Genomic DNA, 24,528 nt, shown 5'->3' on the forward strand with positions numbered 1-24,528 from the left:
CCATGCCAGGCACAGGCATTCGTCCGCCGCTATTCGAGCGCCTGGCTTTCAGCGAGGAGCAGACGCAGCACACGAGGTTTTTCGACCGACAGGCTCTGGCCGACTCGGTCCGAACCGAACTGGTGCGTCTGCTCAATACCCGCCGTGCTTCAGGGAACATGACCACGCCACCGACCCTGCTCGACTACGGCATCGCCGACTGGAGTGCCCTGCAAGCCAGCAACAGCGATGACCGACGCCGCATCACACGGGAAATCCGCGCAGCAATCACTCATTTCGAGCCACGACTGCACCTCAGCGGTGTGGACGTACAAGCCGTACCCGGACGCCCTCGGCAACTGGATATACGCCTGAGCGGCACCCTGCGCCATGACCGTCAGGAATGGCCCGTGGCATTCGCGGTGCAGACCTCGGAAGCCGGGCTGGAGGTCAGGCATGAGCGATTCGATTGACCCGCAACTGCTCGACTATTACCAGCGCGAACTGACCTGGCTCAGACATGCCGGCAGTGTATTCGCCAATCGCTACCCCAAAGTCGCCAAACGCCTGGAACTGTCTCCCGGCGAAAGCCAGGACCCGCATGTCGAGCGCCTGCTGGAAGGTTTCGCCCTGCTTGCTGCGCGCCTGCAACGGCGCCTCGATGACGACTACGACGAATTCAGCAACGCCCTGCTGGAACAGCTTTACCCGCTGGCCATCAGGCCCCTGCCCTCGTGCAGCATCGTGCGGTTCGAGCCGGACCCGAGCAAAGGCAATCTGGCAGCGGGCTATCCATTGCCCCGGGACACCCCCTTGTTTGTGACCACGACCAAAGGTGAAAGCATCCACTTTCGCACCAGTGCCGAAGTGACCTTGTGGCCCATTCAGATCAGCGAAGCCGTGCTACTCAATGCAGAGGAAGCCCAGTCACTGACGGGCATCTTCCAGGCCCGCTCGGCCTTGCGTCTGACGCTGGAATGCCTGGGTGAAACCACAGACTGGGCACAACTGAGCATTGAACACCTGCGCCTGCATCTGGACGCCTCGCCGGTAGTGAATGCCGCGCTTTACGACTTGCTGGGGGCAAATGCCGTCAAGGTCTTGAGCGGCGCGCCTGGCACTCAGCCAGTTGCCCATGGCGACCTGCCGGAAATTGCCGGTTTCGCCAACGACGAAGCCCTGCTGCCGGAAGAAGATGGCGTACATCCCGGCATGCGCCTGCTCGCCGAGTACTTTGCATTCCCGGAAAAATTCCACTTCTTCGATATCCCGTTGAACACGGTCCATGTCGAGGGGCGAACGCTCTATCTGTATATCGTCTTTGATCGCGCCCCTCAGGCACGCCTGCACTTGCAAGCCAGCGATCTCGCCTTGGGCTGTACTCCGGCAATCAATCTGTTCCCGCGAACTTCCGAACCGCTGCGCCCGGACGGTACACAAAGCGAATATCGCCTGATTGCCGACAGCCATCGCGAGAACAGCGTCGAGATCCACAGCATCCGTGGCATGCGCGCCGCTTCGCCCCAGGGTGTACGCCCGGTGCCCGCCTATTACGGCAGCCAGCACAGCCTGGGTGACAGCAACCTCTACTGGCATGCCCGACGCATCAGCGGTCTGACGCCCAACCGACTGGGCAGCGACCTGATGCTCAGTCTGGTCGACACCCGCTTCGACCCGCTGCTCGATGCGCCCGACTACAGCCTGACAGCCGAACTGCTTTGCACCAATCGCCATCTGGCCCAAAGCCTGAGCGCAGGTACTCCACTGAGTTTCGAGCGACCCGGCCCGGTGGCCAGGGCCAGCCTGATCAACCCACCAAGCTCACAAAGCATCCCTCAACTGGGTGGTGAATCGCGCTGGCGGCTGATTTCGCAACTGAACCTCAACCATCTGTCGCTGGTGGAAGGTCCCAAGGCGCTGGAAGCCCTCAAGGAAATCCTCAGCCTGCATAACCTGCGCGACGAGGCCAGTGCCCGTCGGCAGATCGAAGGCCTGCAAAAAATAACCTGTGAACGGGTCATCGCCCAAGTCGGTGAAGATGCCTGGCGCGGCTGGCGCAACGGGCTGGAAGTCAGCCTGCAACTGGACCCGGAACACTTCGTCGGCAATAGCGCCGTGCTGTTCTCGGCAGTGCTGGCGCAATTCTTCTCGCTTTACGCCACGGCCAACCGCTTCGTGCGTACGGTGCTGGTCAACTCGGACAAGGAGGTCAAGACATGGCAACCCCAGGCCGGCATGCCCCTGTCCCTCTAAGCGAGGTCTTGCGCAAGGAGCCACAGGCTTTCGAGCTGTTGCAGGCCTTGCTGATTCTGGAGCGCGAGCACCCGCAGGCTTCGCCATTGGGCACTGGCACCTCGCCCCAGGCCGAAGCCATCCGCCTGCGCGGCCCGCTGACGCCCTTGTTTGCCTCCAGCGAAGTCGAGAACCTGACACAGGAACCCGGTCAGCAACCGGTACTGACGACGCCGATCTTTGGTTTGGGCGGGCCCGACGGTCCTTTGCCGTACGCCTTTCAGGAATGGCTGCAACAACGTGCCCGCGCCAAGGATCATGCGCCAGGCGAATTTCTCGACCTGTTCCAGCATCGCCTGCTCAGCCTGCTCTATCGGGTGCTGCGCAAGCATCGCGTGGCGCTGGGGTTCTCGGTGCCTTCGGCCAGCCCGGTGCAAGCGCAGCTACGCGCACTGACCGGCTTGCTGCCCAAATCATTGCAGGAACGCCAGGCACTGCCCGACGCTGCGATCATGGCACGCAGCGCCTTGTACTCGGGTGGTCGTCGTTCAATTGCCGGTTTCGCCGCCATCGTGCGCCAGCATTTCGGGCTGCCGGTACAGATCAGCGCCTACGAAGGCGCATGGCGCAGCATTCCGCCAGCCAGTCGCAGCCTCCTGAAACCCGGTGGCCGCAACCTGAAACTGGGCAGCACCGCCATTGCCGGGACCCGCGTCTGGGATGAGCATGCCGGCATTCGCCTGACGATCGGCCCGTTGCAAAACGAACAGGCCAGACGCCTGCTGCCCGACGGCGAAGCCCATCAGCAACTGGCAAGCATGGCTGCGCTGTATTTCGGCCCCGATCTGGACTGCTCGCTGACCCTGCTGGTGTCAGGCGCAGAACCGATGGTCATGAATCGCGAGAATCCACCAACCCTGAACTGGAACGGTGGCTTGCGTAGAAAACCCAACCAAGACGTGCAGCGCATCGATACCCGGCTGCGCCAAGCGGAGATGGCCTGAATATGGAACTCGGCAGCCTGATAGCACGCCTCAACGCCGACAGCCGCCGCGCCCTGGAACGTGCCGCGCAGCGCTGCCTGCAACGGGGTCATCACTACGTTGAAATCGAGCACCTGCTGCTGGAACTGCTGGATATCGAAGGCGGCGACCTGGCTTGCCTGCTGCCGCGTTTCGGCCTGGAGCGCGATGCGCTGAGCGCAGAAATCAACAAGGCGCTGGAGCTGTTCAAATCCGGCAGCACCCGCACACCGGCATTGTCCGCGCAGACCATCGGCCTTTTAGAAGACACCGTGGTGCAGGCCAGCGTCATGGGCCAGCCAAGCATTCGTTCAGGGCTGTTGCTGCTGGCCTTGCTGGACCGGGATGAACATCGCAGCCTGCTGCTCAACAGTGCATCCTCGTTGCTGTGCATTCCCCCGGATGTGCTGCGCAATAATTTGCAGGAATGGGCGCAGCCTTCTCGCGAACATATCGCTATCGCCGCACCCGGCCAACCGGGCAAGGCTGCGGCGAAGACCGTCGAAGGCTCGACTCTCGACCAATACACCCAGGACCTGACTGCCGATGCCCACGCCGGGCGCATCGACCCCATCGTCGGCCGCGACGGGGAAATCCGCCAGTGCATCGACATCCTGCTGCGCCGTCGCCAGAACAACCCGATTCTGGTGGGCGCGCCGGGTGTGGGTAAAACCGCCGTGGTCGAAGGCCTGGCCTTGCGTATTGCCGCGGGCGATGTGCCGCCGTCCTTGCAGGATGTCAGCCTGCGGGTGCTCGACCTTGGCCTGCTGCAAGCCGGTGCTGGTGTAAAAGGCGAATTCGAGCAGCGTCTCAAAGGGGTGATTGATGCGGTGCGCAGTGCCGAGAAGCCGATCATCCTGTTTATCGACGAAGCCCACACCCTGATCGGTGCCGGTGGCGCGGAAGGCGGCAGCGACGCCGCCAACCTGCTCAAACCCGCTCTGGCCCGCGGCGAACTGCGCACCCTGGCCGCCACCACCTGGATGGAATACAAGAAGTATTTCGAGAAAGACCCGGCCCTGGCCCGGCGTTTCCAGTTGGTACAGGTGGAAGAACCGGACGAAGCCACAGCCGTAGAAATGCTTCGGGGCGTGGCCACCAAACTGGAACAGCACCATGGCGTACAAGTGCTGGATGCAGCGATTCACGATGCGGTGAAACTCTCACACCGCTACATATCCGGGCGGCAACTGCCGGACAAGGCCATCAGCATCCTCGACACCGCCTGTGCCCGTGTCGCACTCGGCCAACACGACGTGCCACCGCCACTTGAAAGCCTGCGCCATCGCCAGCAAAGCCTGAAAGAAGAACTCGAACGCCTGCGTCGCGAACAGGCCACAGGCCTCGATCACCGGGAACGCATCACCACACTGGAAAGCGAATCCACCAGCAACCTGCAAGCTATCCGTGAACTGGAAGTGCGCTGGGGCGAAGAGCGGGAAGCCGTGCGCGAACTGCTGGAAACCCGCCGCGAACTGCTGGCCCTGAGCGAGCGCGTGGACGCCAATACTGACCTCGCCAAACGCGACCCGGACACCGACAGCCGCATCGACTACCTGGCCTCGGAACTGGTGCGTCTGGAAGCCGGTCTGGACGCCATTCGCCAGGACGATCCGCTGGTGCCGGAACAGGTCGACTCCAAGACCGTCGCCGCCGTGATTGCAGGCTGGACCGGCATCCCGGTCGGCAAGATGCTCGCCGACGAGGCCCATGCCGTACGGACCCTGGGGCAGCGCATGGGTCAGCGAGTCATGGGCCAGAAAGCCGCCCTCGACACCATCGCCCAACGCCTGCAAGCCTACCGCGCCGGCCTGACCGACCCGCAGAAACCGGTGGGTGTGTTCCTGCTCCCCGGCCCTACCGGTGTCGGCAAGACCGAAACCGCCTACGCCCTGGCCGACGCGTTATACGGTGGCGAGCGCAACCTGATCAGCATCAACCTTTCCGAATACCAGGAAGCCCACACCGTCAGCCAACTCAAAGGCGCGCCACCCGGCTACGTCGGTTACGGCACCGGTGGTGTGCTGACCGAAGCGGTACGCCGCAAACCCTATTCCGTGGTGCTGCTGGACGAAATCGAAAAAGCCCACCCGGACGTACTGGAAGCGTTCTACAACGTGTTCGACAAAGGTGTCATGGAAGACGGCACCGGCCTGGTGGTGGACTTCAAGAACACCGTCATGCTCGCCACCAGCAACGTCGGTGCCGAACTGATCCTCGACACCCCTAGCCCCGAACTCGACACAGACCCGTTCAACGAACGCCTGCACAAAGTCCTGCTACAAGCCTTCCGCCCCGCCTTCCTCGCCCGCATGACCGTGGTGCCTTATCGCCCGCTGGATGAAGCGACGCTGGAAGGAATCGTGCTGGCCAAACTGGAGAAATTGCGTGGCCGGTACAAGGCCGCGACGGGCAAGCAATTTGATTTTGATAACGGGATTGTCAAGGCCGTACTGGCGAAATGCAGCGGGGCCGGGGCGAGGGATATTGAGAATGTATTGATGAAACAGGTGACGGGGAAGTTGGCGGAGTGGGTGTTGGAGTGAAACTTACATCACCTCGACGACATGAATCAGGCGTCAGTGTACCCAACGCCGAAGACAGCCATGGGATAAACCAGGAAAAGATATGGCATTAAAAATAATGGTGTGGAATGCACAGCATTTCGACAACCAGTCCAGTTCGACTCACTCCCAGGCCTTTACAGAAAAACGGGACTTCCTGAAACAATACCTCGCCCAACAAAGCGACATCGACATATTGGTCTTCCTGGAAACAGGAAAGACCGGAAACATCAATCAAAGCCTGACCAGCGAAGTGTACAACCTTCCCGGGAACTTTGTACCTGTCGTCCACCTCACTCAAGAAGGTGGCTTCACAAAAAACACCACACTGGGCATCAGCACATTTGTTCGCGAAGACAAAAAAGGACAGGTAGGACTGCCTGACTTTGAATACGTATTGGGAGACCAGGAGCGGCGCGCTCCGGTCATACTAAAACATCAAACTGGCAAGTACCTTGCGTTTTATCATGCCAATGCCAATGAAAATACTTCATTCGGTCATATCAGAGACGCCATCCAGTTCATCCATCAAGAAGTCGGAGATGACTTGATTTTTTTTGGAGGCGATCTTAACCATGACTACTACAGCATGAACGACTCAATAGGGCACCTTAAAAAGCTGGGTCCCGTCGGCGTAGGATACACTCACAGTAAATTTACGTTAGTCGAGACCAAGACCCTCCACCTCGACGTGGCCAGACGGTATGAAGGGTTGATCAACCGGCACGGTTTGGCACGGGCATTCAACAGCCACTACGGAAATTTGACAGAAGAGAAAAGAAACATCCTCAAAGCACCGACAACCACACAAAAAAGCAAAGCCCGTGTCCTCAAAATCACAACAAGGCTACAAGAGTTAGACACCGCATTTGCGTATGTCGATGCTCATTTTGATCGTCAGTATTCTGTCCACGAAGGCAGTGAAACACATGAGAGTGTTGTAGTGACAAATCGATTTTTGGATTATGCATTTGTACACAATACAAGTGATTGGCAAGCTGTCTGTCACGGCTCAGTGGCCGTCCACACTTCGGCAGTTTTAGGAGTTACCTCCACACAGAGGCTATGCGATAACGTTTTAATGAGAAGTGATCACTTTCCGGTTATCTACACTTGCACAGCCCTTTAATTCATTGAGGCAATCATGCCCCGCTCCACCGACACCACCACCAGCCTCTCCCTGACCGGCTCAGCCCTCACCGAGCTGTACCCTGACTCCATCAGCGGTGAGGAATCCCTCAATACTCTGGGGCAGTATTTCCTGCATGGTCAGGCGGATACCGCATTGACGCTGACTTCTGCCATCGCCACTCACGTTACCGCGACGTTGCATAACGACGCGATGCTGCGGCCGATGGATGCACTGGTTGCGGAGATCCGGCAGCTTCCGGCAGACGCCACGGCAGATCGGTATCAGGTGTTGTTGCGCCCATGGTTGTGGTGGTTGACGCTGGCGAGCAATAACCGGGTGTTTCAGAACCTCTCCACATCGGACATTGTGACATCGATCTTCACTGACCATGGTTTCAGTGATCACAAGCTGTCGCTGACCGGCAGTTACACGCCCCGCGAGTATTGCGTGCAGTACGGTGAAACCGATTTTGCGTTTGTGTCGCGCCTGCTGGAAGAGGAAGGGATTTTCTGGTTTTTCACCCATGAGGAAGGCAAGCACACGCTGGTGTTGGCGGACAACAACGATGCGTTTCCGGCGATTCCCAACGGGCCGGCGGTGAAGTATCTGGGTCAGGGAATGGGCAATCGGGAGCTGCACGGGATTCGTTCCGGGCAACTGGTGTTGCAAGCGGTTTCCGGGGTGTATTCGGCGTCGGATTACGAATTCACCACGCCCACCACTTCGCTGTACAGCAAGGCCGAAGCCAAGGCCGGGCCGTTGTCGATGTATGAGCATCCGGGTGGTTATATCGCCAAGGCACGGGGCGATGCATTGACCAAGCAACGGGTCGATGGCCTGCGCAGTCAGGAGAAACGCTTTATCGGTGAAAGCGACTGCCGCTGGCTGGTGCCGGGGCACTATTTCACCCTGAGCGGCCATGACGATGCGACGCTGAATATCGACTGGGTAGTAACGGCGGTTACCCACGAAGCCAGTCATGAAGGCTATCGCAACCGCTTCGAGGCTATCCCAAAGGCAACGACTTATCGCCCAGCGCGGGTGACATCCAAACCGCGCATGCACACCCAGACGGCCACCGTGGTCGGCAAATCCGGCGAGGAAATCTGGACCGACGAATATGGCCGGATCAAGATCCAGTTCCCGTGGGACCGCGACGGCAAGAGCGACGAAACCAGCTCCTGCTGGGTGCGCGTGGTACTGCCCTGGACCGGCAAGGGGTTCGGCATGCAGTTTGTGCCGCGTATCGGTCAGGAAGTGATCGTCACCTTTATCGACGGCGACCCGGACCGGCCATTGGTCAGCGGTTGCGTGTACAACGGCGACAACGCCCTACCCTATGCCTTGCCCGCCAACCAGACGCAATCGGGGATCAAGACCAATTCCTCCAAGGGCGGCGGCGGTTTCAACGAGTTGCGTTTCGAGGACAAGAAGGACGCTGAGGAAGTCTTTCTGCAAGCCCAGAAGGACTTCAAGACCAATGTGCTCAACGACACTACAGTCACCGTCGGCCACGATGAAACCCTGACCGTACAGAACGCCCGCACCCGCACCGTCAAGGAAGGCGATGAAACCGTCACGCTGGAAAAGGGCAAGCGCAGCGTCACCATCCAGACCGGTAGCGACACGCTGGACGTGAAGGACACTCGCACCGTCAAGGTCGGCGGCGACCAGACCCACAGCACCGGCGGCAACTACACCGACAAGGTCACAGGCAATTACAGCCTGACCGTGGACGGCAACCTGACCCTCAAGGTCAGCGGCACCATCACCCTGGAAAGCGGCGGCAGTTTCACGATCAAGAGCGGTGCCGATCTGGCAGTACAGGCCAGTACCTCAATCACCCAGAAAGCCGGAACGGCCCTGACCAATCAGGCGGGCACATCGCTGGAAAACAAGGCAGGCACCACCATGACCAATGACGCGGGCATCAGCCTGACCAACAAGGCCGCAGCGTCACAGACCGTGGATGGTGGCGGCATGCTGACCATCAAGGGCGGCCTGGTACAAGTCAATTGAGATTCTGAGCATGGCCAAGACAGAAACTGTGGATGTACAAAGTGGCGATGCACAGCTGGCTGGGCGTCTCAACAACGGCCAACTGGACGGGCCGTTGCGGATCGAAAAAAACGACCGCCCGCTGGCCAACCTGAATTACAGCCAGGGCGAGTTACAGGGCATGAGCCTCACCTACCATCCCAATGGCCGGGTTTCCGCACAGTTGCCTTATGTGAACGACAAGCTGCATGGCGTCGCGAATTTCTATTCGCCCGAAGGGCTGTTGCAACGCCGGGCCACCTACCGAATGGGCCTGCTGCACGGCGAGGCCAGCATTCATTACCCTGACGGACAACTGGCGGAACTGGAGCACTACAAGGACGGTGTACGCGACGGGCTGTATCAGCGTTTCCACACCAACGGCCAAGCCTCCTTCAAAGCCCGCTACCTGAACGGCCAGTTGCTGGATCAGGAACAACAATTCGCCGATGACGGCCGCCCGCTGGACGCCAAGGGCAAACCGGTTTCACGGCTGCGCTGGTGGTGGATGAATACTGTGTCACCTGCACAGTCCTGATCAGGATCTCAGATAAAACGCAAAGGACAGTCCGAGTAACTCGAAGAAGACCTGCGCGATAACAACCGCCAGAATCATCCAGACTATCGTCAGCTTGATCAGCGTCCAGGTACTTTCGCCAGTAAATCGCTTCAACCCCGCAAAGTAGATCAGCAAGCTGATGATGACGATAAACGCATATAGAAGCTTTTCAGTACCTTCAAGAGCGGCGCCCATCACCTGAAGAAAAACAACGATCAGTAGCGCCGGAATAATACCTAGCCCGACATTCATGACTCGGGAAGCCAGAACCAGAGATAACGTACTGAAAGCAATCGAGAACAGCACACCCATCCATATCGTCCTTGCAGAAAAGCGTTTTTATCAAACTAAGGAATCAACATCTGCACCTGACCCGGCATCACGATCTTGATCACCCCGGCCCAGTTGCACATCAGCATGCTGTTGGAGTCGATTGCCGGCATGCCACCCAATAACACCGTTGGCGCACCGCCCGGAATCCATGGCGAGGCTGTTGCGGGAATGCAAGGCATTGGCGTAAGCACCCCCAATGCTGCTGCCGTGGCCGCGATCACCATGGGGTTGGCCGTGCTCATGCACATTCCGAAGGTGGGAATATTGACCAACGGGATGTGATCCATGATGGTCGCCGCCGGCATGCTGCTGGTCAGCACGCGATTGGTCGGCAATACGTTCAATACGGTAGGCGCAGCGCCGAAACTGCATTGCAACGTGGCTCCGGCACAGACTTGCGGACATGACATCGGCAGGCACCCTGGGTGAAGTTCGGCTGACAAAATAGCCCAAGGCTATTAGCCCTGCCAATCACAAATACTCGGAGATCTCGATCAAATTCAAGTCAGGATCGCGAACATACACCGAACGGATCGGCCCCGCGGCACCGGTTCGCTGCACAGGCCCCTCGATTATCGGCCAGTTCTGCTGCCGAAGATGGGCGATCACTTCATCCAGAGGCCCGGCGGCGATAAAGCAGAGATCCAGCGCACCGGGCACGGGCAGATGCGCCTTGGGCTCAAATTCGTGGCCTCGCACATGCAGGTTGATCTTCTGATTGCCGAAGCGAAAGGCAACACGGCCATTGCCGAAGGTTTCCAGGCTCATGCCCATGATGCGGGTATAGAAATCCTCACAGGCTGCCGCGTCGCAAGTCGTGAGGACCAGGTGGTCCAGATGATCGATAAGCATGGTTTCTCCCTGCATAGGTCTGGGATGTAAATAACTTGCCTCGTCGCAGGCAGGCCCTCTCCCACAGTGCATTGTTCTCAAACAGCAAGTTCACAGGGTCACACCGCGTTCAGCCATTCCTGCAACAGCTCGGTGGTGCGTTCAGGGTACTCCAGAGGCGGTAGATGGCCGCATTCGGGCAGAACCACCAGACGCGAACCGGCAATGCCTTGCTGAGTGAATGCAGACTCTTCTACCGGCGTGATCTCATCGTTTTCCCCGACGACGATCAAGGTCGGTACGCTGATCGCCTCCAGAAGCGAACTGTAGTCCTGACGCTCGATGATCGCTTGCTGCTGACGGATGAAACCTTCCCTGCCAATGGCCTGCGCCATGTCCATGACCTGCTGTGCTGCGGCAGTGCCTATGCAACGAGCATGAATGATCCGGGGCAGCAAGTGAGGCGTCACGCCCATGAACTTGCCCAGCTTCGCCAGTTCCAGCAGGCCACGCCGAACCCTGGCCCGATCCTCGCTGTCTGGCCGGACCATGGTGTCGAACAAGGCCAGTGCCACCACCCGCTCGGGAGCCTGACGCATGATTTCCATCGCCACATACCCGCCCATGGACAAGGCCGCCAGGGCAAAGAACGGCGGCGCCTGTTCCAGCGTGCGCCGGGCCATTTGCGCGATGCTGTCGTCCTGGGAAAGATCCGCAACGAAAACCCTGCGTGCAGACTCGAAAGCCGCCACCTGATGAGCCCAAAGTCGCTCATCGTTCAGCAAACCGGGCAAAAGAACGAGAGGAATGTTATTGCACGCCAACGTGGCTCTCCTGGAGCAAAAGAAAAATACTCATACATGACATCTTCCGAACCTCATTCGGCACATCATTGAAGCGGCTCGTTACGAGTAGGCCCACCCCGCGCTTCCAGCAACTCCACAAACCGCGTCAGACTCTGGGAAACCGTGCCCCTGCGCCACACCAGCCAGGTTTGCAGAAAGCGGAATTGCTCGGACAACGGCCAGATGCTGACGGTGGTGCAGCCCGGCATGCTTTCAAGCATGCTGCGTGGCATCAGCGCCAGGCCCGCGCCCGCACTGACGCACGCCAGCATGCCGTGATAGGACTCCATTTCGTAGATCTTGCCCGGCACTGCGGCGTCGTCGGTGAACCAGCTCTCGAAGTGATGGCGGTATGAGCAGTTGGCGCGAAAGGCGTAGATGCTTTCGCCATTCACATCCAGCCCCCGCGTAACAGGCGCATGGTTGAGCGGCGCGATGATCACCATCTCTTCCTCGAAAACCGGTACACCTTCCAGCGCCGGATGCAGCACCGGCCCATCCACGAACGCCGCCACCAGACGTCCAGACAACACACCATCGATCATGGTGCCGGACGGCCCCGTGGACAGGTCCAGTTCGACCTTGGCGTATTGCTGGTTATAGGCCGCCAACAGCGCCGGAATACGCACCGCTGCCGTACTCTCCAGCGAGCCGAGGGAGAATGGCCCTTGGGGCTCTTCGCCGGAAATGGCCATGCGCGCCTCATCCACCAGTGCCAGGATGCGCCGGGCATAGTCCAGAAAATTCCAGCCAGCCGGTGACAGGCGCAAACGGTGCTTCTCGCGAATGAACAGCTCGACGCCCAGGTCGAGTTCCAGTTGCTTGATGCGCGTGGTCAGGTTCGAGGGCACCCGATGGATGTGCTGCGCAGCGGCGCTGATGCTGCCCTGCTCGGCGACAGCCTTGAATATTTCAAGCTGGACGAGATCCAATTCATTCTCCAAACGTGAACGATATGATCATTATTATTCAGTTTCGCAAAGCATAGCACGACGATACTCTGGCCCCATTCCCACCCACAAGAGGATGGCGTCATGACACAGATTTCCAGCCACACCCATGCAATCTCGATCAACCCGGCCAATGGTGAGCAGGTCGGCCATTATGCATTCGAGTCTGACTCGGCACTGGAAGCTGCACTTTCCCGCGCGGCTGACGGTTATGCGCTGTGGAAACGCAAGACGGTCGATGAACGCGCCCAACTGCTGATTGCGCTGGGCAAGGCATTACGCGACAACGCGACCGCAATGGCACAGATGATCACCCGGGAAATGGGCAAGCCCATTGCTCAAGCCCGTGGCGAAATCGAGAAATGCGCGCAGCTTTGCGAGTGGTACGCCAGCCATGGCCCGGCGATGCTTGCCCCAGAACCGACCCTGGTCGAGAACAACAAGGCTCGTATCGAATACCGCCCGCTCGGGCCGATCCTGGCGGTCATGCCCTGGAACTTCCCGGTCTGGCAGGTGCTGCGCGGTGCCGTTCCGGTCTTGCTCGCCGGCAACACTTATGTGCTCAAACATGCGCCCAACGTGATGGGCTGCGCCTATCTGATACGCGACGCACTCCAGCAAGCCGGTTTCCCGCAGGGCGTGTTTGAAGTGATCAACGTGACCCAGGAAGGCGTATCCCGCGCCATTGCCGACCCACGCATTGCCGCCGTGACCCTGACTGGCAGCGTACGGGCCGGGACAGCGATTGGAGCACAAGCGGGTGCCGCCTTGAAGAAATGCGTACTGGAACTGGGCGGCTCCGATCCCTTTATCGTCCTCAACGATGCCGACCTGGACGAAGCCGTGAAAGCCGCCGTGATCGGTCGCTATCAGAATACCGGTCAGGTCTGTGCAGCGGCCAAGCGCCTGATCGTCGAACAGGGCATTGTCGAAGCCTTCACCCGCAAGTTCGTCGAAGCCACTCGCCTGCTGGCGATTGGCGATCCATCAAGTACAGAAACCTATATCGGCCCCATGGCCCGTTTCGATTTGCGTGACGAACTGGACCAGCAGGTGCAAGCGACTCTCGCCGAAGGGGCGACCTTGCTGCTGGGCGGTAAAAAGGCCGAAGGCGCTGGCAACTTCTATGAGCCCACCGTGCTGAGCAATGTCACCGACCAGATGACGTCCTTCAGAGAAGAACTGTTCGGCCCGGTGGCGTCGATCATCACCGCCCGAGATGCCAGGCATGCACTGGAGCTGGCCAACGACAGCGAGTTCGGTCTGACTTCGACCATCTATAGCCGCAATGTCGAACTGGCTGAGCAACTGGCTGACGAGCTGGAAACAGGCGGAGTGTTCATCAATGGCTATTGCGCATCCGACCCGCGTGTTGCCTTTGGCGGTGTGAAGAAAAGCGGCTTTGGTCGTGAACTTTCACACTTCGGGGTGCGTGAGTTCTGCAACGCAAAAACCGTCTGGCTGGACCGCCGCTGATGGATTCAGGGGAGCTTTGCGCTCCCCTTTTCTACTGCTTGTTATTCCTCGTCACTCTCCACCCGAACCAGATCGCCGATAGCATAAAAAGTCCCGCCAGCGATGTAGTGCAGGCTGCGCCAGCGAGGATCGGCGGTTTCAAAAGCCCAATGGCCATCCTTGAACGCCCGCTCATCGGCCCAGGCTCCCACAACCTCGCCGATGAACAAATCATAGGTCTGCTGGTTATGGGGCTCGGGTATGAGCTTGCAGATCAGCCAGGCCGAGCAACCCGCCACCAGCGGCGTATCATGCCCTTCGATACGAAACAGCTCGACACCGGACTTTTCCAGCTTGTCCGGCATAAAGCTCAGGCTTTGCGTGCCCACGTCATAGACCTGTTGCACCTGCTCCACCGTCGGCACCTGCAGAGCGAAGTAACCGCTCTTTTCGATAAGCCCACGGGTTCTGGTCATCTTGTCGATGACCACCGTGACCTTCGGCGGAGAAAAGTCCAGGGCACAGGCCCATGAAGCCGACATGACGTTATGCGTCCCGGCATGGCTGGAGGAAACCAGCACGGCAGGACCGTGATTGATCAATCTGTAGGCCTTTTCCAGATCGACTGGGCGAATACGGTTATCCACGAAAACTCCTTCAGAACGGGCAAGCGCAAAGGCGCATTCTACTGACTAAGAAGCATTTCTGTAGGACCAATCGATAACCTTGTTCATCCTCACGCTGACGGCTCCCAACGACGGAAAACGACGCTGGCATTCACACCACCAAAGCCGAAGCCATTCGATAGTGCATGGGTCAGCGGTAGTTTGCGGGCAGTCAGGCCGACAAGGTCGAGCCCTTCTGCCGCTTCGTCCGGTTGATTGAGGTTCAGCGTGGGCGGCACGATCTGGTCGCGCAGCGCCATTACCGTAAAGATGGCTTCAATGCCACCCGCCGCACCCAGCAGATGTCCAGTAGCGGACTTGGTCGAGGTGATCGCCACACCGGTGCCTGCGCCAAACAGCGAGCGGATGGCGGCCAGCTCGCCCTTGTCGCCCACTTGAGTCGAGGTGGCGTGGGCGTTGATGTGCTGAATCTCGTCCGGGCTCAGACCCGCCTGTCGCAAGGCCTGCTGCATGGCGCGCCGGGCTCCGCCGCCATCCTCAGGGCCAGCCGTCAGATGATAGGCATCGGCGCTGGTGCCATAACCCACCAGTTCCGCCAGCGGCGTGGCGCCACGGGCCAAAGCGTGTTCGAGGGATTCAATGACCAATAGCCCCGCCCCTTCGGACATTACAAAGCCATCACGGTCACGGTCAAAGGGGCGCGAGGCTTCCTGAGGTCGCTCGGCAAACCCGGTGGACAGGGCACGAGCTGCGGCAAAGCAACCCAGGGTCACTCGATCAATTGCAGCCTCCGTCCCGCCGCACACCGCAATATCGGCCTCACCGCTTCTGATGAGCCTTGCTGCATCCCCAATGGCTTGTACACCGGCTGCGCAAGCGGTCACTGGCGCGCCGAGCGGGCCTTTGAAACCGTGCTTGATGGAAATATGCCCGGCCGCCATGTTGGCCAGGAAGGACGGCGCGGTGAATGGCGACAGCCTGCGCGGGCCACGGGCATCGGTGGTCCGCACGGCCTCGGCGATGGCCCCGAAACCGCCCACGCCCGATGCAATGATGGTCGCAGTGCGCTGCTGAGCTTCTTCATCAGCCGGGTGCCAGTTTGCCTGCTCCAGCGCCTCATGGGCGGCCACCAGCGCAAACTCGATGAAGCGATCCATCTTCTTGCGGTCCTTGGCCGAAATGAGACGGTCCGGGTCATAACCCGCAATAGCGTCTTCTTCCAGCGACGGCACTTGTCCGCCTACCGCTACGCCCGTGCCCTCTGTGATGTGCTGGGCAAGATTGCGAATACCGGACTGTCCGGCCAGCAGTCTTTTCCAGACCGCCTCCACGCCACATCCCAGTGGTCCGACAATCCCGACACCCGTCACTACGATTCGTTTTTGAGCCGTGAAATCAGTCATTCAAAACCTCTTCATTACACAGTCGGCAGCAAGACGCGGGTCATGCTGCTTTTTCGATTGGTGCGTTATCAGGACGGATCCTGAACCAGATGGCGTACATCGCAGGCAGGAACACCAACGTCATGATGGTGCCGCCAAAGGTGCCGCCGATCAGGGTGTAGGCCAGCGTTCCCCAGAACACCGAATGGGTCAGCGGGATGAAAGCCAGGATTGCCGCCAGCGCCGTCAGCAGCACAGGACGGGCACGCTGCACGGTGGCTTCCACCACGGCACGGAAAGGGTCGAGCCCCTGGGCCTTGTTGTCCTGAATCTGACCGATCAGGATCAGGGTATTGCGCATCAGGATCCCCGACAGCGCGATCAGGCCCACCAGGGCGTTGATGCCAAAGGGTTGCTGGAAAAGCAGCAGAGTCGGCACCACACCGATCAACCCCAGCGGTGCGGTGAAAAACACCATGATCATGGCCGAGATCGACCGCACCTGAAGGATGATGATCAGCAAGGTCAGTGCAATCATGATCGGGAACAACGGCAGCATCGCCTTGCTGGCCTTGGCCGACTCTTCGCTCGAACCCGCCTCCACGATCCGGTAGCCATCGGGCAGCGCGTCGATGACCGGTTGCAGTTGCTTCAGGACAACGCTGGACACATCGGGCGGTTGCAGACCCTCGGCGATGTCGCCGCGCACCGTGATGGTCGGCGTACGATCCCGGCGTCGCAGAATGGGGTCTTCCATCCGTACATCGACATCGCCCACCTGCGACAGCGGAATACGCTGCCCGGCCGAGCCCACCAGGGTGAAACCGGCAATCTTCGCGGGATCGAGGCGAATGTCACCCGCCGCGCGACCTACCACCTGCACCGAGCGGATATCTTCCCGAACCGCCGTGACAGGGACGCCCGTAAGCAGAAACTGCAATTGCTGCGCGACAGCATTCGACGTCAGGCCCACTGCCTGCAGGCGGTCCTGATCCAGCGAGAAATGCAACACAGGCACCAGCGGTCCCCAGTCGGTATTGACGGTCCTCATCATCGGGCTCGCCTGCAATACCTTCTGAATCTGGCCAGCGATTTCGCGCAACTTCAAGGGGTCAGGCCCCATCACGCGATAGGCCACGGGGAACGGCGAATACGGACCAAACACCAGTTGAGTCACCCGGACCTGCGCCTCAGGTACCAGCCCTTCGGCAGCCGCGTCACGAATACGGAACTTGAGGGTTTCACGTGCTTCCTGGCTGTCCGTCAGGACCACAATCTTGGCGAAGGATGGGTCAGGCAGCTCCGGCGCCATGGCCAGATAGAAACGCGGTGCGCCCTGGCCGATGTAGGACGTGACGATCCGGGCTTCCTTCTGCTTTTGCAGCCAGGCTTCGACCTTGGCAACTGCAGCGCTGGTCTGCTCGATGGAGGTGCCGTATGGCATCTGCACTTCGATCAGCACTTCCGGCCGGTCAGAGGTCGGGAAGAACTGTTTCTTGACCAGGCCCATGCCGATAATCGCCACCACAAAGGCCCCGATTACCGTACCGGCGACCAGCCATTTACGCGCAATCACGTTTTTCAGGAAACGGCGAAAACGGTTGTAGTTGGGCGTGTTGTAGATAGCCTCATGACCGCCCTCTACCTGCTTGAGTTCAGGTAGCAGCTTCACACCCAGGTAAGGTGTGAACACCACGGCGACAACCCAGGACGCAATAAGCGCAATGCCGACGATCCAGAACATGTTGCTGGTGTATTCGCCAGCCGTGGACTGGGCAAAACCGTTGGGCATGAAGCCGATAGCGGTCACCAGCGTGCCGGAAAGCATGGGCGCCGCGGTATGGCTCCAGGCATAGGCCGATGCGGCCATGCGGCTGTAGCCCTCCTCCATTTTCACCACCATCATTTCGATTGCGATGATTGCATCGTCCACCAGCAAACCCAGCGCCAGGATCAGCGAACCCAGGGTGATTCGGTCGAAGTTCTTGCCGGTGGCCGCCATCACCACGAATACCACCGCCAGCGTCAGGGGCACGGCCGCCGCGACCACAACACCCACGCGCCAGCCCATGCTCAGGAAGCAGACCAGCATCACCACCAGCAAGGCGATGAAGAACTTGACCATGAACTCGTCGACCGATGAGCTGATGTTCACCGATTGGTCGGTTACCTTGCTCAGGGTCATGCCCAGCGGCATGCCGTCATTGATTTTCGTGGTTTCAGCGTCCAGGGCCTTGCCCAGGTCCAGGCCGTTCCAGCCTTCGCGCATCACGACACCCAGCAACAAGGCTGGCTCTCCGTTATTGCGTACCTGGAAGGTCGCCGGGTCTTCATAACCGCGCTCGACCGTCGCTACGTCCGACAGCTTCAGGGTGCGGCCCTGCACCGAAACCGGTGTGTCACGAATCTTTTTCAGCCTGTCGAAAGCGCCGTCCAGGCGCAGAAAGACCTGCGGCCCCAGTGTTTCAATCGAACCGGCCGGGGTGAGCACGTTCTGGCTGTTCAGGGCTGAGAAAATCTCCTGAGGAGAAATGCCCAGCGTCGCGAGGCGATCATGGGAGAAGGACACAAAGATGCGCTCGGCCTGCTCCCCAATGATGTTGACCTTTTTCACGCCCGGCACGTGCAGCAGACGCTGGCGCAGCGACTCGGCATCGCGCACCAACAGCCGTTGCGGCTCGCCTTTGGCTTTGAGGGCAAACAGCGCGAAGGTCACATCGGAGAATTCGTCATTGACCATGGGACCGATGACACCTGCCGGCAAGAGCCTGGCTTCGTCACCGATCTTCTTGCGCGCCTGATAGAACTCTTCCTGCACTTGCGAAGGTGGTGTGCTGTCGAGCAGCGACAGCATGGTAAAAGCCATGCCAGGACGCGTGTAGGTTTCCGACCGGTCGTACCAGCGCAGTTCCTGCAGGCGCTTTTCCAGCGGCTCGGCGACCTGATCCTGCATTTCCTGCGCCGTAGCCCCAGGCCACACAGTAATCACCGTCATCTGCTTGACCGTGAACGGCGGATCTTCTGCACGTCCCAGGCCGAAGAAAGCCAGGATCCCGGCAGCGGAAATCAGAAAGATCAGGAACAGGGTGATGGAGCGCTCGCGAACGGCGAGCGCCGACAGATTGAAACGCCCTTCGCTCATGGCTGGCTCCCGACGACTCTGGCATCCAGTGTTTCGCTCAGCCGGACCTGATCGCCGTCATGGAGCAGATGGGCTCCCAATGCCACCACTTGCTCGCCGGCCTTGAGATTGCCGGTTACTCTCACCACATCGTCGTGCAGGGCAAGTACCTGAACAGGCTGCCAATTCACTTTTAAAGGCTTGCCGGAAATGCTCCACACGCCCGGACCAGTGCCCGGATCGTAAAGCGCGCCCATCGGTATTTGCAGTGCTTGAGCGGACGCTGCGCCATAAGCGATCTGCAGACTGACCGTCGCCCCCAGCGGTGCGCTGGCCATCGCGCCCTCAAGTACATACCTCGCTTCGAAAGTGCGGGTCACGGGATCGGCGGCGTTGGAGAGCAAGCGCAGTTTTGCAGGCACTGCCCCAAGGCTGCTGCCATACAGGGTGGCCTGTGCCACGGAGCCCACAGCCGGACGCAGGGTTTCGGGCAAGTGCACGATGGCCTCACGCTGCCCCGCCCGCGCCAGCCTCACCACCGGCTGCCCGGCACTGACAACCTGACCGGGCTCGGCCAGGGTTTCCACCACGACGCCATCGGCGTCAGCCAGCAGAACGGCATAGCTTGTGGCGTTGCGGGCCACATTGGCCTGGGCTTGCGCAGCACTGAGTTGCGCCTTTGCAGAATCCGCCGCTGCTTTTATCTGGGCGTAGGTAGAAGCCGAAACGGCGCCGGTAGCGACCAGATTCCGGTACCGCGCCTCGTCGTCGACAGCCTGTCTGGCAAGTGCCTGCGCGGCAACAACCGCCTCTTGCTGCGCTTTGGCCTGCAGGCTGAGGTCCACCGGGTCGATACGCATCAGCGGCTGACCTTGCCGGACGCTCTGGCCGGTATCGACCAGGCGCTCAAGCACCTTGCCCGATACACGAAAACCCAGATCGCTCTGAATCCGCGCCGCGACGGTGCCGGTAAAGGAACGCGAAATATCCGCTGATTCCTGAACGGTAGCGACCCTGACCAGCGGCGCTTGAAGGCGTGGATCAGGGGCGACGGAGGAGTCGCCACACCCTGCCAGGAAGAGCGGCAGCAAACAAAAGGCAACGACAGCAGATCGGCGACGGGACATGAGGGCACGGGCTCAGATAGATGATCCAGAGCCAGATTCTCATTCTAGTGACCAATTAAGTCAATAGTCACAACATCAAGCTAAGGCGCCATGCTGCGCAATATCAATGCCGACAGATGGACGGTTGTCTCCTCGGCCCGATCAAGGCTGTACTGCAACAATACCGGATTGATGTAAGGCCACATCACTAGATAAATGGCATTGCTCACCTCATCCAGGGGTGTCTTGCGCTCGAACTCGCCCGCCTCCCGACCTTCCCGGACAATCTGCTCGATAAGTTGCCGCAGCCGCACTTCATGCCCACGCGCCGAAGGCCACTGATCCCTGGCCGAGACAGCAGCAATATCAAAGAGCTTTCGATCATGAAAAAACAGGCTGCTACCCGCCTCCACCAAGGCCTTGAGCATTCGCCTCAGCTTTTCGGAAGCGGTCGGCGCATCCACTACGGCGGCATCGACGATTACCATGATGGCGGCCAGTCGATTGGTACAAATCACCTCACCAATAGCCTGCTTGGAATCGAAGAACTTGTAGATATAGGCCTTGGAAAAGCCGATGGCACGGGCCAGGTCGGACACCGTGGTTTTCTCGTAACCATAGTGACCGAAGTGCTGGGTCGCGGCTTCGACGATCTGGTCACGAACGTTATGATCCAAAGGACCACGCGAAGGGGATGCATTCTGTTTTTCAGTCATTTTTCCAGCCTGGTTTGCGTGGCCTTGATTGATAAATAGTGACTATATTGTGATTTGGTCATTAATTTCCATCTTTCAGACAGAGCGCCCACCCTGCAATGCCGATCAGTCAAGACACAAAGTGATTCATGATCTTCACTGATCGGCATTAACCTGAACTGCCTCCTTGTTTATTCATGAAAACAGCTCATGACAGCATCCCGCTTGCGGGCTTAATGAATCCCTGTGCGTCTTCTATGATGCCTGTTCAACTCTGTTCCTGTTCTCAAGGACTCCGGATGAATGAGTCTGCACCCCACGTAATCGGTCTCATATTGGCTGCCGGACGCAGCCGACGCTTTGCGGACGACAAGCGCCGGGCGCTTCTGCCCGACGGGCGCAGCATGCTGCACGCCAGTATCGACACTGCCAGAGAGTCCTTCAATGAGGTCTGGGTGGTGCTGCGCAGCGATGACGATGCGCAAGCGCTGGGGATTGTGCCCGATGTTGGCATCGTGCGCAGCGAACAGGCCGATCTGGGCATGGGACACAGCCTGGCCAGCGGTATCGAAGCACTGATGCCCTCGCCCGCCATCGCAGTCGCCATCCTGCTTGCCGACATGCCCTGGCTGCAAACGGCGACCCTGCGCAGCCTGGTGCAACGGGCCGATCCACAACGTATCGCCCAGCCGGTATATGCCGGACAGCGCGGGCACCCGGTCATTATCGGCCGCCATTTCTGGCCAGAACTTCTTTTGCTCAAAGGCGATCAGGGCGCAAAGACATTGCTGGCAGGCAATGCCTCGGCATGCGACCTCATGGCAACGGATGATCCTGGCACCGTGCGCGACGTCGATACGCCAGAGCAACTTCACTCAAGTTGAAATCAGGGAAGCCCACACCATGAAGCACTTAGCCGCTGCGACCTTTCTCGCGTGTTCAATGGCAGAAGCCAGTCAAGGCACACCCAAGCCGGACCCCAAACCTTCGCCGGATGTTCTGGCAGTCGCGCCACAGTTATATAGCTACACGACAGACTTGCTGTTTGCCGAAGTCTGGAAACGCAAAGACCTTGAACCCCGGGACCGCAGCCTGATCACTCTGGCCTCTCTGCTGGCGGGCGGGCAAACGGCGCAGATGACCGGCCATATCAATCTGGGTCTGGACAATGGCCTGAAACCCGGCGAAATCAGCGCACTGATTACCCATCTCGCGTTTTATAGCGGCTGGCCCAATGCAATGTCAGCAGCAGCCGTAGCGAAAAAGGTCTTTGCCGAAAGAGGCCTTACAGTCGAGCCGCCGTCGAAAGACCGTCTGACGCTGAATGAGGAAAGCGAGAAAAAGCGCCGGGAGAGTGTCGAAAATGCCGTCGGCTCTGTGGCACCGGATCTTGCCCGCTACACCAATGACGTTCTGTTCGGCGATCTATGGCGAAATACCGACCTCAGCCCAAGGGATCGCAGCCTGACCACCGTCGCGGCGCTCATCACCCAGAATCAGTCGGCGCAACTGACATTTCACCTGAATCGCGCCATGGAAAACGGCCTGACCCAGGCCCAGGCCTCGGAAGTGGTGACGCACCTGGCCTTCTATGCTGGCTGGCCGAAAGCGATGTCCGCCGTGCCGGTGCTCAAGGAAGTCTTCGAGTCACGCAAGAGCTGAAACCGCTCGAACCAAAACCCCGCAGAGTTACCGTGGTGATTCTGCGGGGTTCGTCAAAACGCTCACTATCATTTATCCAGGGCAGCCGCCTGAGCGTATTCCTGTTCGCTGACCTGCTGCATCCACTCAACGAAAGTGCTGTTGCTGCAAGCGTCTTCAATTACAGTCCTCCATCTACATGGATGAGCGCGCCGGCGGGGCATGAAGGTCGTCAATCACGGTATCAGGCTGCGCTGGAACGTTTGACCGTCACGATCAGGATGCCGCCGATGATCGCCATGATCCCGACAATCAACGTCATCGTCAGTTGCTCGCCCATGAAGACCACCGACATCAACAACCCCACGACCGGTACACCGAGCATAGCCGTCGACATGCTGGTGCTGGAAAGCCACATGCTGGCCGCATTGACCGCACAAAAGCAGAACGCTGTTGCCAGAGGCCCCATGAAAATCAGGATCTCCCACAGGGTTCTCGAGCCATCGCCAGTGAATGGCCCTTCCGTGAAGTAAGCCAGCGCGATCAGGGGAATGGTGGCAACCAGCATCTGCCAAGGGGCCAGTTGGTAAGCACTGGCGGTGTTCTTTGAGTAGCGCAGATGCAGGATGCACATTGCCCAGCAGAATGAAGCCGCCAGCAGCATCAGATTGGCTTTCACCAGGGCTCCGTTGCCCCAGTCCAGCGTCAGGGGATTGAACAGGACACAGACACCGACGCCGCCCAGCAGTGTGCCGATCAGTTGCCGCGTGGACAGTTTTTCACGCAGGAACATGACGGCAATCGGCGTCACCCACAAGGGCGTGGTGTAGGCCAGGACGGCAGAGCGCCCGGCCGGCACCTGAGTCATGGCAATCGCGCCCAGCACGGTAAAGGTCAGCATTTGCAGCAGACCGACACTCAGGATCAGCGGCAGATCCTGCCGGGTGGGCAGCCGCAGCTTGCCGGTCACCAGTTGCAATGCCAGCAGACAGGCTGCACCGCTCGCAAAGCGCAGGGTCGAAAACCAGACCGGCGTGATGTGCTCAAGGCCCGCCTTCATGACCGGCCAGTTGGCACCCCAGATCAGGATCGCCATGATCAGCAAAAGCACACCCTTGGCCTTGGGCGAAGACACCAGGCCCTGCGCATGAGCCGGGTCGTTCACCAGGGCACTGTGCTTGCTTGCGTCTGACATGGTTTCCCTCTTCTGAACGAGTGCTTCGAGGGAAAAATTTTAACTGGCGTATCGGGAGAAAGTTTCTCCCTTCTTGGCTATCAATCCATCAGATCAAAGATGTAATCTCTGCCAAATCACGATTTTGCAGAGGTTTATTCTTTTGAAAAAACTGGATCGAACCGATATAAGCATTCTGAACACGCTGCAGCAGGACGCCGGGATCACCAATGCGGATCTGGGACGCTCGGTCAACCTCTCGCCCACGCCCTGCTTCAACCGGGTCAAGGCCATGGAGGAAGCGGGCCTGATCAAAGGCCAGGTGACGCTGCTGGACCCTCAGGTATTGGGCCTGCATCTCAATGTATTCATCCATGTCAGCCTGGAAAAACAGGTCGAAAATGCCTTGCGCTTGTTCGAGCAGGCTGTGGCCGACCGCCCGGAAGTGATGGAATGCTATCTGATGACCGGAGATGCCGATTATCTGCTGCGCATTCTGGTGGCCAATATTCAGGACCTGGAACGTTTCATCCTGGATCACCTGTCGAAGATTCCGGGGGTCGCGAATATCCGTTCCAGCTTCGCTCTCAAGCAGGTGCTTTACAAAACGGCGTTGCCACTGCCACCCAACGGGCTGACCCTGACCGACCCCAGATAACCTGCGTCATCAGTCAGCGCGTCACGGCGAAGAAAACAGCCCTAAACTTCGGACCAGACAGGCCGAAACAAGAAAGACAGGCGCTTTCAGACGCCGCAAAGGGCAAAAAAACGCCTTTGTGTGCCCGGCCAATCGCCGATCAGACCGCAATACTGGATACATTCAGTAATATTTAGCGTGCTATCG

At 59.2% G+C, this 24,528-nt stretch carries 22 protein-coding genes; 11 read left to right on the forward strand and 11 right to left on the reverse strand.

Annotated features, from left to right (window positions below):
- Positions 1-2 precede the first annotated feature (2 nt).
- From tssE to CKW23_RS12115, 7 genes are all read left to right on the forward strand, one after another.
- On the forward strand, positions 3-452 hold the full coding sequence (gene tssE / locus CKW23_RS12085; RefSeq protein WP_095067626.1) for a type VI secretion system baseplate subunit TssE: 450 nt from the start codon (positions 3-5) through the stop codon (positions 450-452).
- Entirely contained in the window at positions 436-2,232 is a 1,797-nt protein-coding gene (gene tssF / locus CKW23_RS12090; protein ID WP_025259747.1) for a type VI secretion system baseplate subunit TssF, read from the forward strand. Before tssE ends, tssF begins: the two co-directional genes overlap by 17 nt.
- Positions 2,196-3,215, forward strand: coding sequence for a type VI secretion system baseplate subunit TssG (tssG, locus tag CKW23_RS12095; protein ID WP_025259746.1), 1,020 nt, complete (start codon positions 2,196-2,198; stop codon positions 3,213-3,215). The genes tssF and tssG overlap by 37 nt, the downstream gene beginning before the upstream one ends.
- Positions 3,216-3,217: 2 nt before the next feature.
- Positions 3,218-5,779, forward strand: coding sequence for a type VI secretion system ATPase TssH (tssH, locus tag CKW23_RS12100; RefSeq protein WP_095067627.1), 2,562 nt, complete (start codon positions 3,218-3,220; stop codon positions 5,777-5,779).
- 82 nt (positions 5,780-5,861) lie between these two features.
- Positions 5,862-6,926, forward strand: coding sequence for a hypothetical protein (locus CKW23_RS12105; RefSeq protein ID WP_095067628.1), 1,065 nt, complete (start codon positions 5,862-5,864; stop codon positions 6,924-6,926).
- Positions 6,927-6,941: 15 nt separating this feature from the next.
- Positions 6,942-8,948 (forward strand): type VI secretion system tip protein VgrG, encoded by a 2,007-nt coding sequence (gene tssI, locus CKW23_RS12110; protein ID WP_095067629.1) that lies wholly within the window; start codon positions 6,942-6,944, stop codon positions 8,946-8,948.
- Between the two features lie 10 nt (positions 8,949-8,958).
- Complete coding sequence (locus CKW23_RS12115; RefSeq protein ID WP_025259742.1) at positions 8,959-9,504, forward strand: toxin-antitoxin system YwqK family antitoxin; 546 nt, start codon at positions 8,959-8,961, stop codon at positions 9,502-9,504.
- On the opposite strand, the gene CKW23_RS12120 is transcribed toward CKW23_RS12115, so the two are convergent.
- From CKW23_RS12120 to CKW23_RS12140, 5 genes are all read right to left on the reverse strand, one after another.
- Complete coding sequence (locus CKW23_RS12120) at positions 9,505-9,837, reverse strand: hypothetical protein (RefSeq protein ID WP_095067630.1); 333 nt, start codon at positions 9,835-9,837, stop codon at positions 9,505-9,507. It lies immediately after the preceding gene.
- A gap of 35 nt (positions 9,838-9,872) precedes the next feature.
- Positions 9,873-10,268 carry a DUF4280 domain-containing protein gene (locus tag CKW23_RS12125; protein WP_025259740.1) on the reverse strand — a complete coding sequence of 132 codons (396 nt, stop codon included), beginning with the start codon at positions 10,266-10,268 and terminating at the stop codon, positions 9,873-9,875.
- Positions 10,269-10,329: 61 nt separating this feature from the next.
- Positions 10,330-10,710 carry a VOC family protein gene (locus CKW23_RS12130; protein WP_025259739.1) on the reverse strand — a complete coding sequence of 127 codons (381 nt, stop codon included), beginning with the start codon at positions 10,708-10,710 and terminating at the stop codon, positions 10,330-10,332.
- 98 nt (positions 10,711-10,808) lie between these two features.
- Entirely contained in the window at positions 10,809-11,513 is a 705-nt protein-coding gene (locus tag CKW23_RS12135; RefSeq protein ID WP_025259738.1) for an alpha/beta fold hydrolase, read from the reverse strand.
- Positions 11,514-11,578: 65 nt separating this feature from the next.
- The gene (locus tag CKW23_RS12140) at positions 11,579-12,466 is read right to left on the reverse strand and encodes a LysR family transcriptional regulator (protein ID WP_025259737.1); all 888 of its coding nucleotides are present in this window, start codon (positions 12,464-12,466) and stop codon (positions 11,579-11,581) included.
- Between the two features lie 102 nt (positions 12,467-12,568).
- Between CKW23_RS12140 and CKW23_RS12145 the strand changes: the two genes are divergently transcribed.
- A complete protein-coding gene (locus CKW23_RS12145; RefSeq protein ID WP_095067631.1) occupies positions 12,569-13,960 on the forward strand; it encodes an aldehyde dehydrogenase family protein in 1,392 nt (463 codons plus the stop codon).
- Between the two features lie 41 nt (positions 13,961-14,001).
- Here CKW23_RS12145 and CKW23_RS12150 read toward each other — a convergent pair whose 3' ends face one another.
- The 5 genes from CKW23_RS12150 to CKW23_RS12170 form a co-directional block, all read right to left on the reverse strand.
- Positions 14,002-14,586, reverse strand: coding sequence for a flavin reductase family protein (locus CKW23_RS12150; protein ID WP_095067632.1), 585 nt, complete (start codon positions 14,584-14,586; stop codon positions 14,002-14,004).
- An 89-nt stretch (positions 14,587-14,675) separates the two neighbouring features.
- Complete coding sequence (gene fabF / locus CKW23_RS12155) at positions 14,676-15,968, reverse strand: beta-ketoacyl-ACP synthase II (RefSeq protein ID WP_095067633.1); 1,293 nt, start codon at positions 15,966-15,968, stop codon at positions 14,676-14,678.
- Positions 15,969-16,008: 40 nt separating this feature from the next.
- Positions 16,009-19,089 (reverse strand): efflux RND transporter permease subunit, encoded by a 3,081-nt coding sequence (locus tag CKW23_RS12160; RefSeq protein WP_095067634.1) that lies wholly within the window; start codon positions 19,087-19,089, stop codon positions 16,009-16,011.
- Complete coding sequence (locus tag CKW23_RS12165) at positions 19,086-20,195, reverse strand: efflux RND transporter periplasmic adaptor subunit (protein ID WP_095067635.1); 1,110 nt, start codon at positions 20,193-20,195, stop codon at positions 19,086-19,088. The genes CKW23_RS12160 and CKW23_RS12165 overlap by 4 nt, the downstream gene beginning before the upstream one ends.
- Before the next feature lie 80 nt (positions 20,196-20,275).
- Positions 20,276-20,890, reverse strand: a complete 615-nt coding sequence (locus CKW23_RS12170; protein ID WP_095067636.1) for a TetR/AcrR family transcriptional regulator — start codon at positions 20,888-20,890, stop codon at positions 20,276-20,278.
- 278 nt (positions 20,891-21,168) lie between these two features.
- On the opposite strand from CKW23_RS12170, the gene CKW23_RS12175 reads away from it, so the two are divergent.
- Positions 21,169-21,753, forward strand: coding sequence for an NTP transferase domain-containing protein (locus CKW23_RS12175; protein WP_095067637.1), 585 nt, complete (start codon positions 21,169-21,171; stop codon positions 21,751-21,753).
- A 19-nt stretch (positions 21,754-21,772) separates the two neighbouring features.
- Positions 21,773-22,531: a carboxymuconolactone decarboxylase family protein gene (locus CKW23_RS12180; protein ID WP_095067638.1), complete on the forward strand. Its 759-nt coding sequence runs from the start codon at positions 21,773-21,775 to the stop codon at positions 22,529-22,531.
- A gap of 223 nt (positions 22,532-22,754) precedes the next feature.
- On the opposite strand, the gene CKW23_RS12185 is transcribed toward CKW23_RS12180, so the two are convergent.
- Complete coding sequence (locus tag CKW23_RS12185; protein WP_025259728.1) at positions 22,755-23,705, reverse strand: DMT family transporter; 951 nt, start codon at positions 23,703-23,705, stop codon at positions 22,755-22,757.
- Between the two features lie 142 nt (positions 23,706-23,847).
- Between CKW23_RS12185 and CKW23_RS12190 the strand changes: the two genes are divergently transcribed.
- Entirely contained in the window at positions 23,848-24,342 is a 495-nt protein-coding gene (locus tag CKW23_RS12190) for an Lrp/AsnC family transcriptional regulator (protein WP_025259727.1), read from the forward strand.
- Positions 24,343-24,528 lie beyond the last annotated feature (186 nt).

Origin of the sequence: Pseudomonas sp. Irchel 3A18 (genome assembly GCF_900187465.1) — a bacterium.
GTDB classification, from domain to species: domain Bacteria; phylum Pseudomonadota; class Gammaproteobacteria; order Pseudomonadales; family Pseudomonadaceae; genus Aquipseudomonas; species Aquipseudomonas cichorii.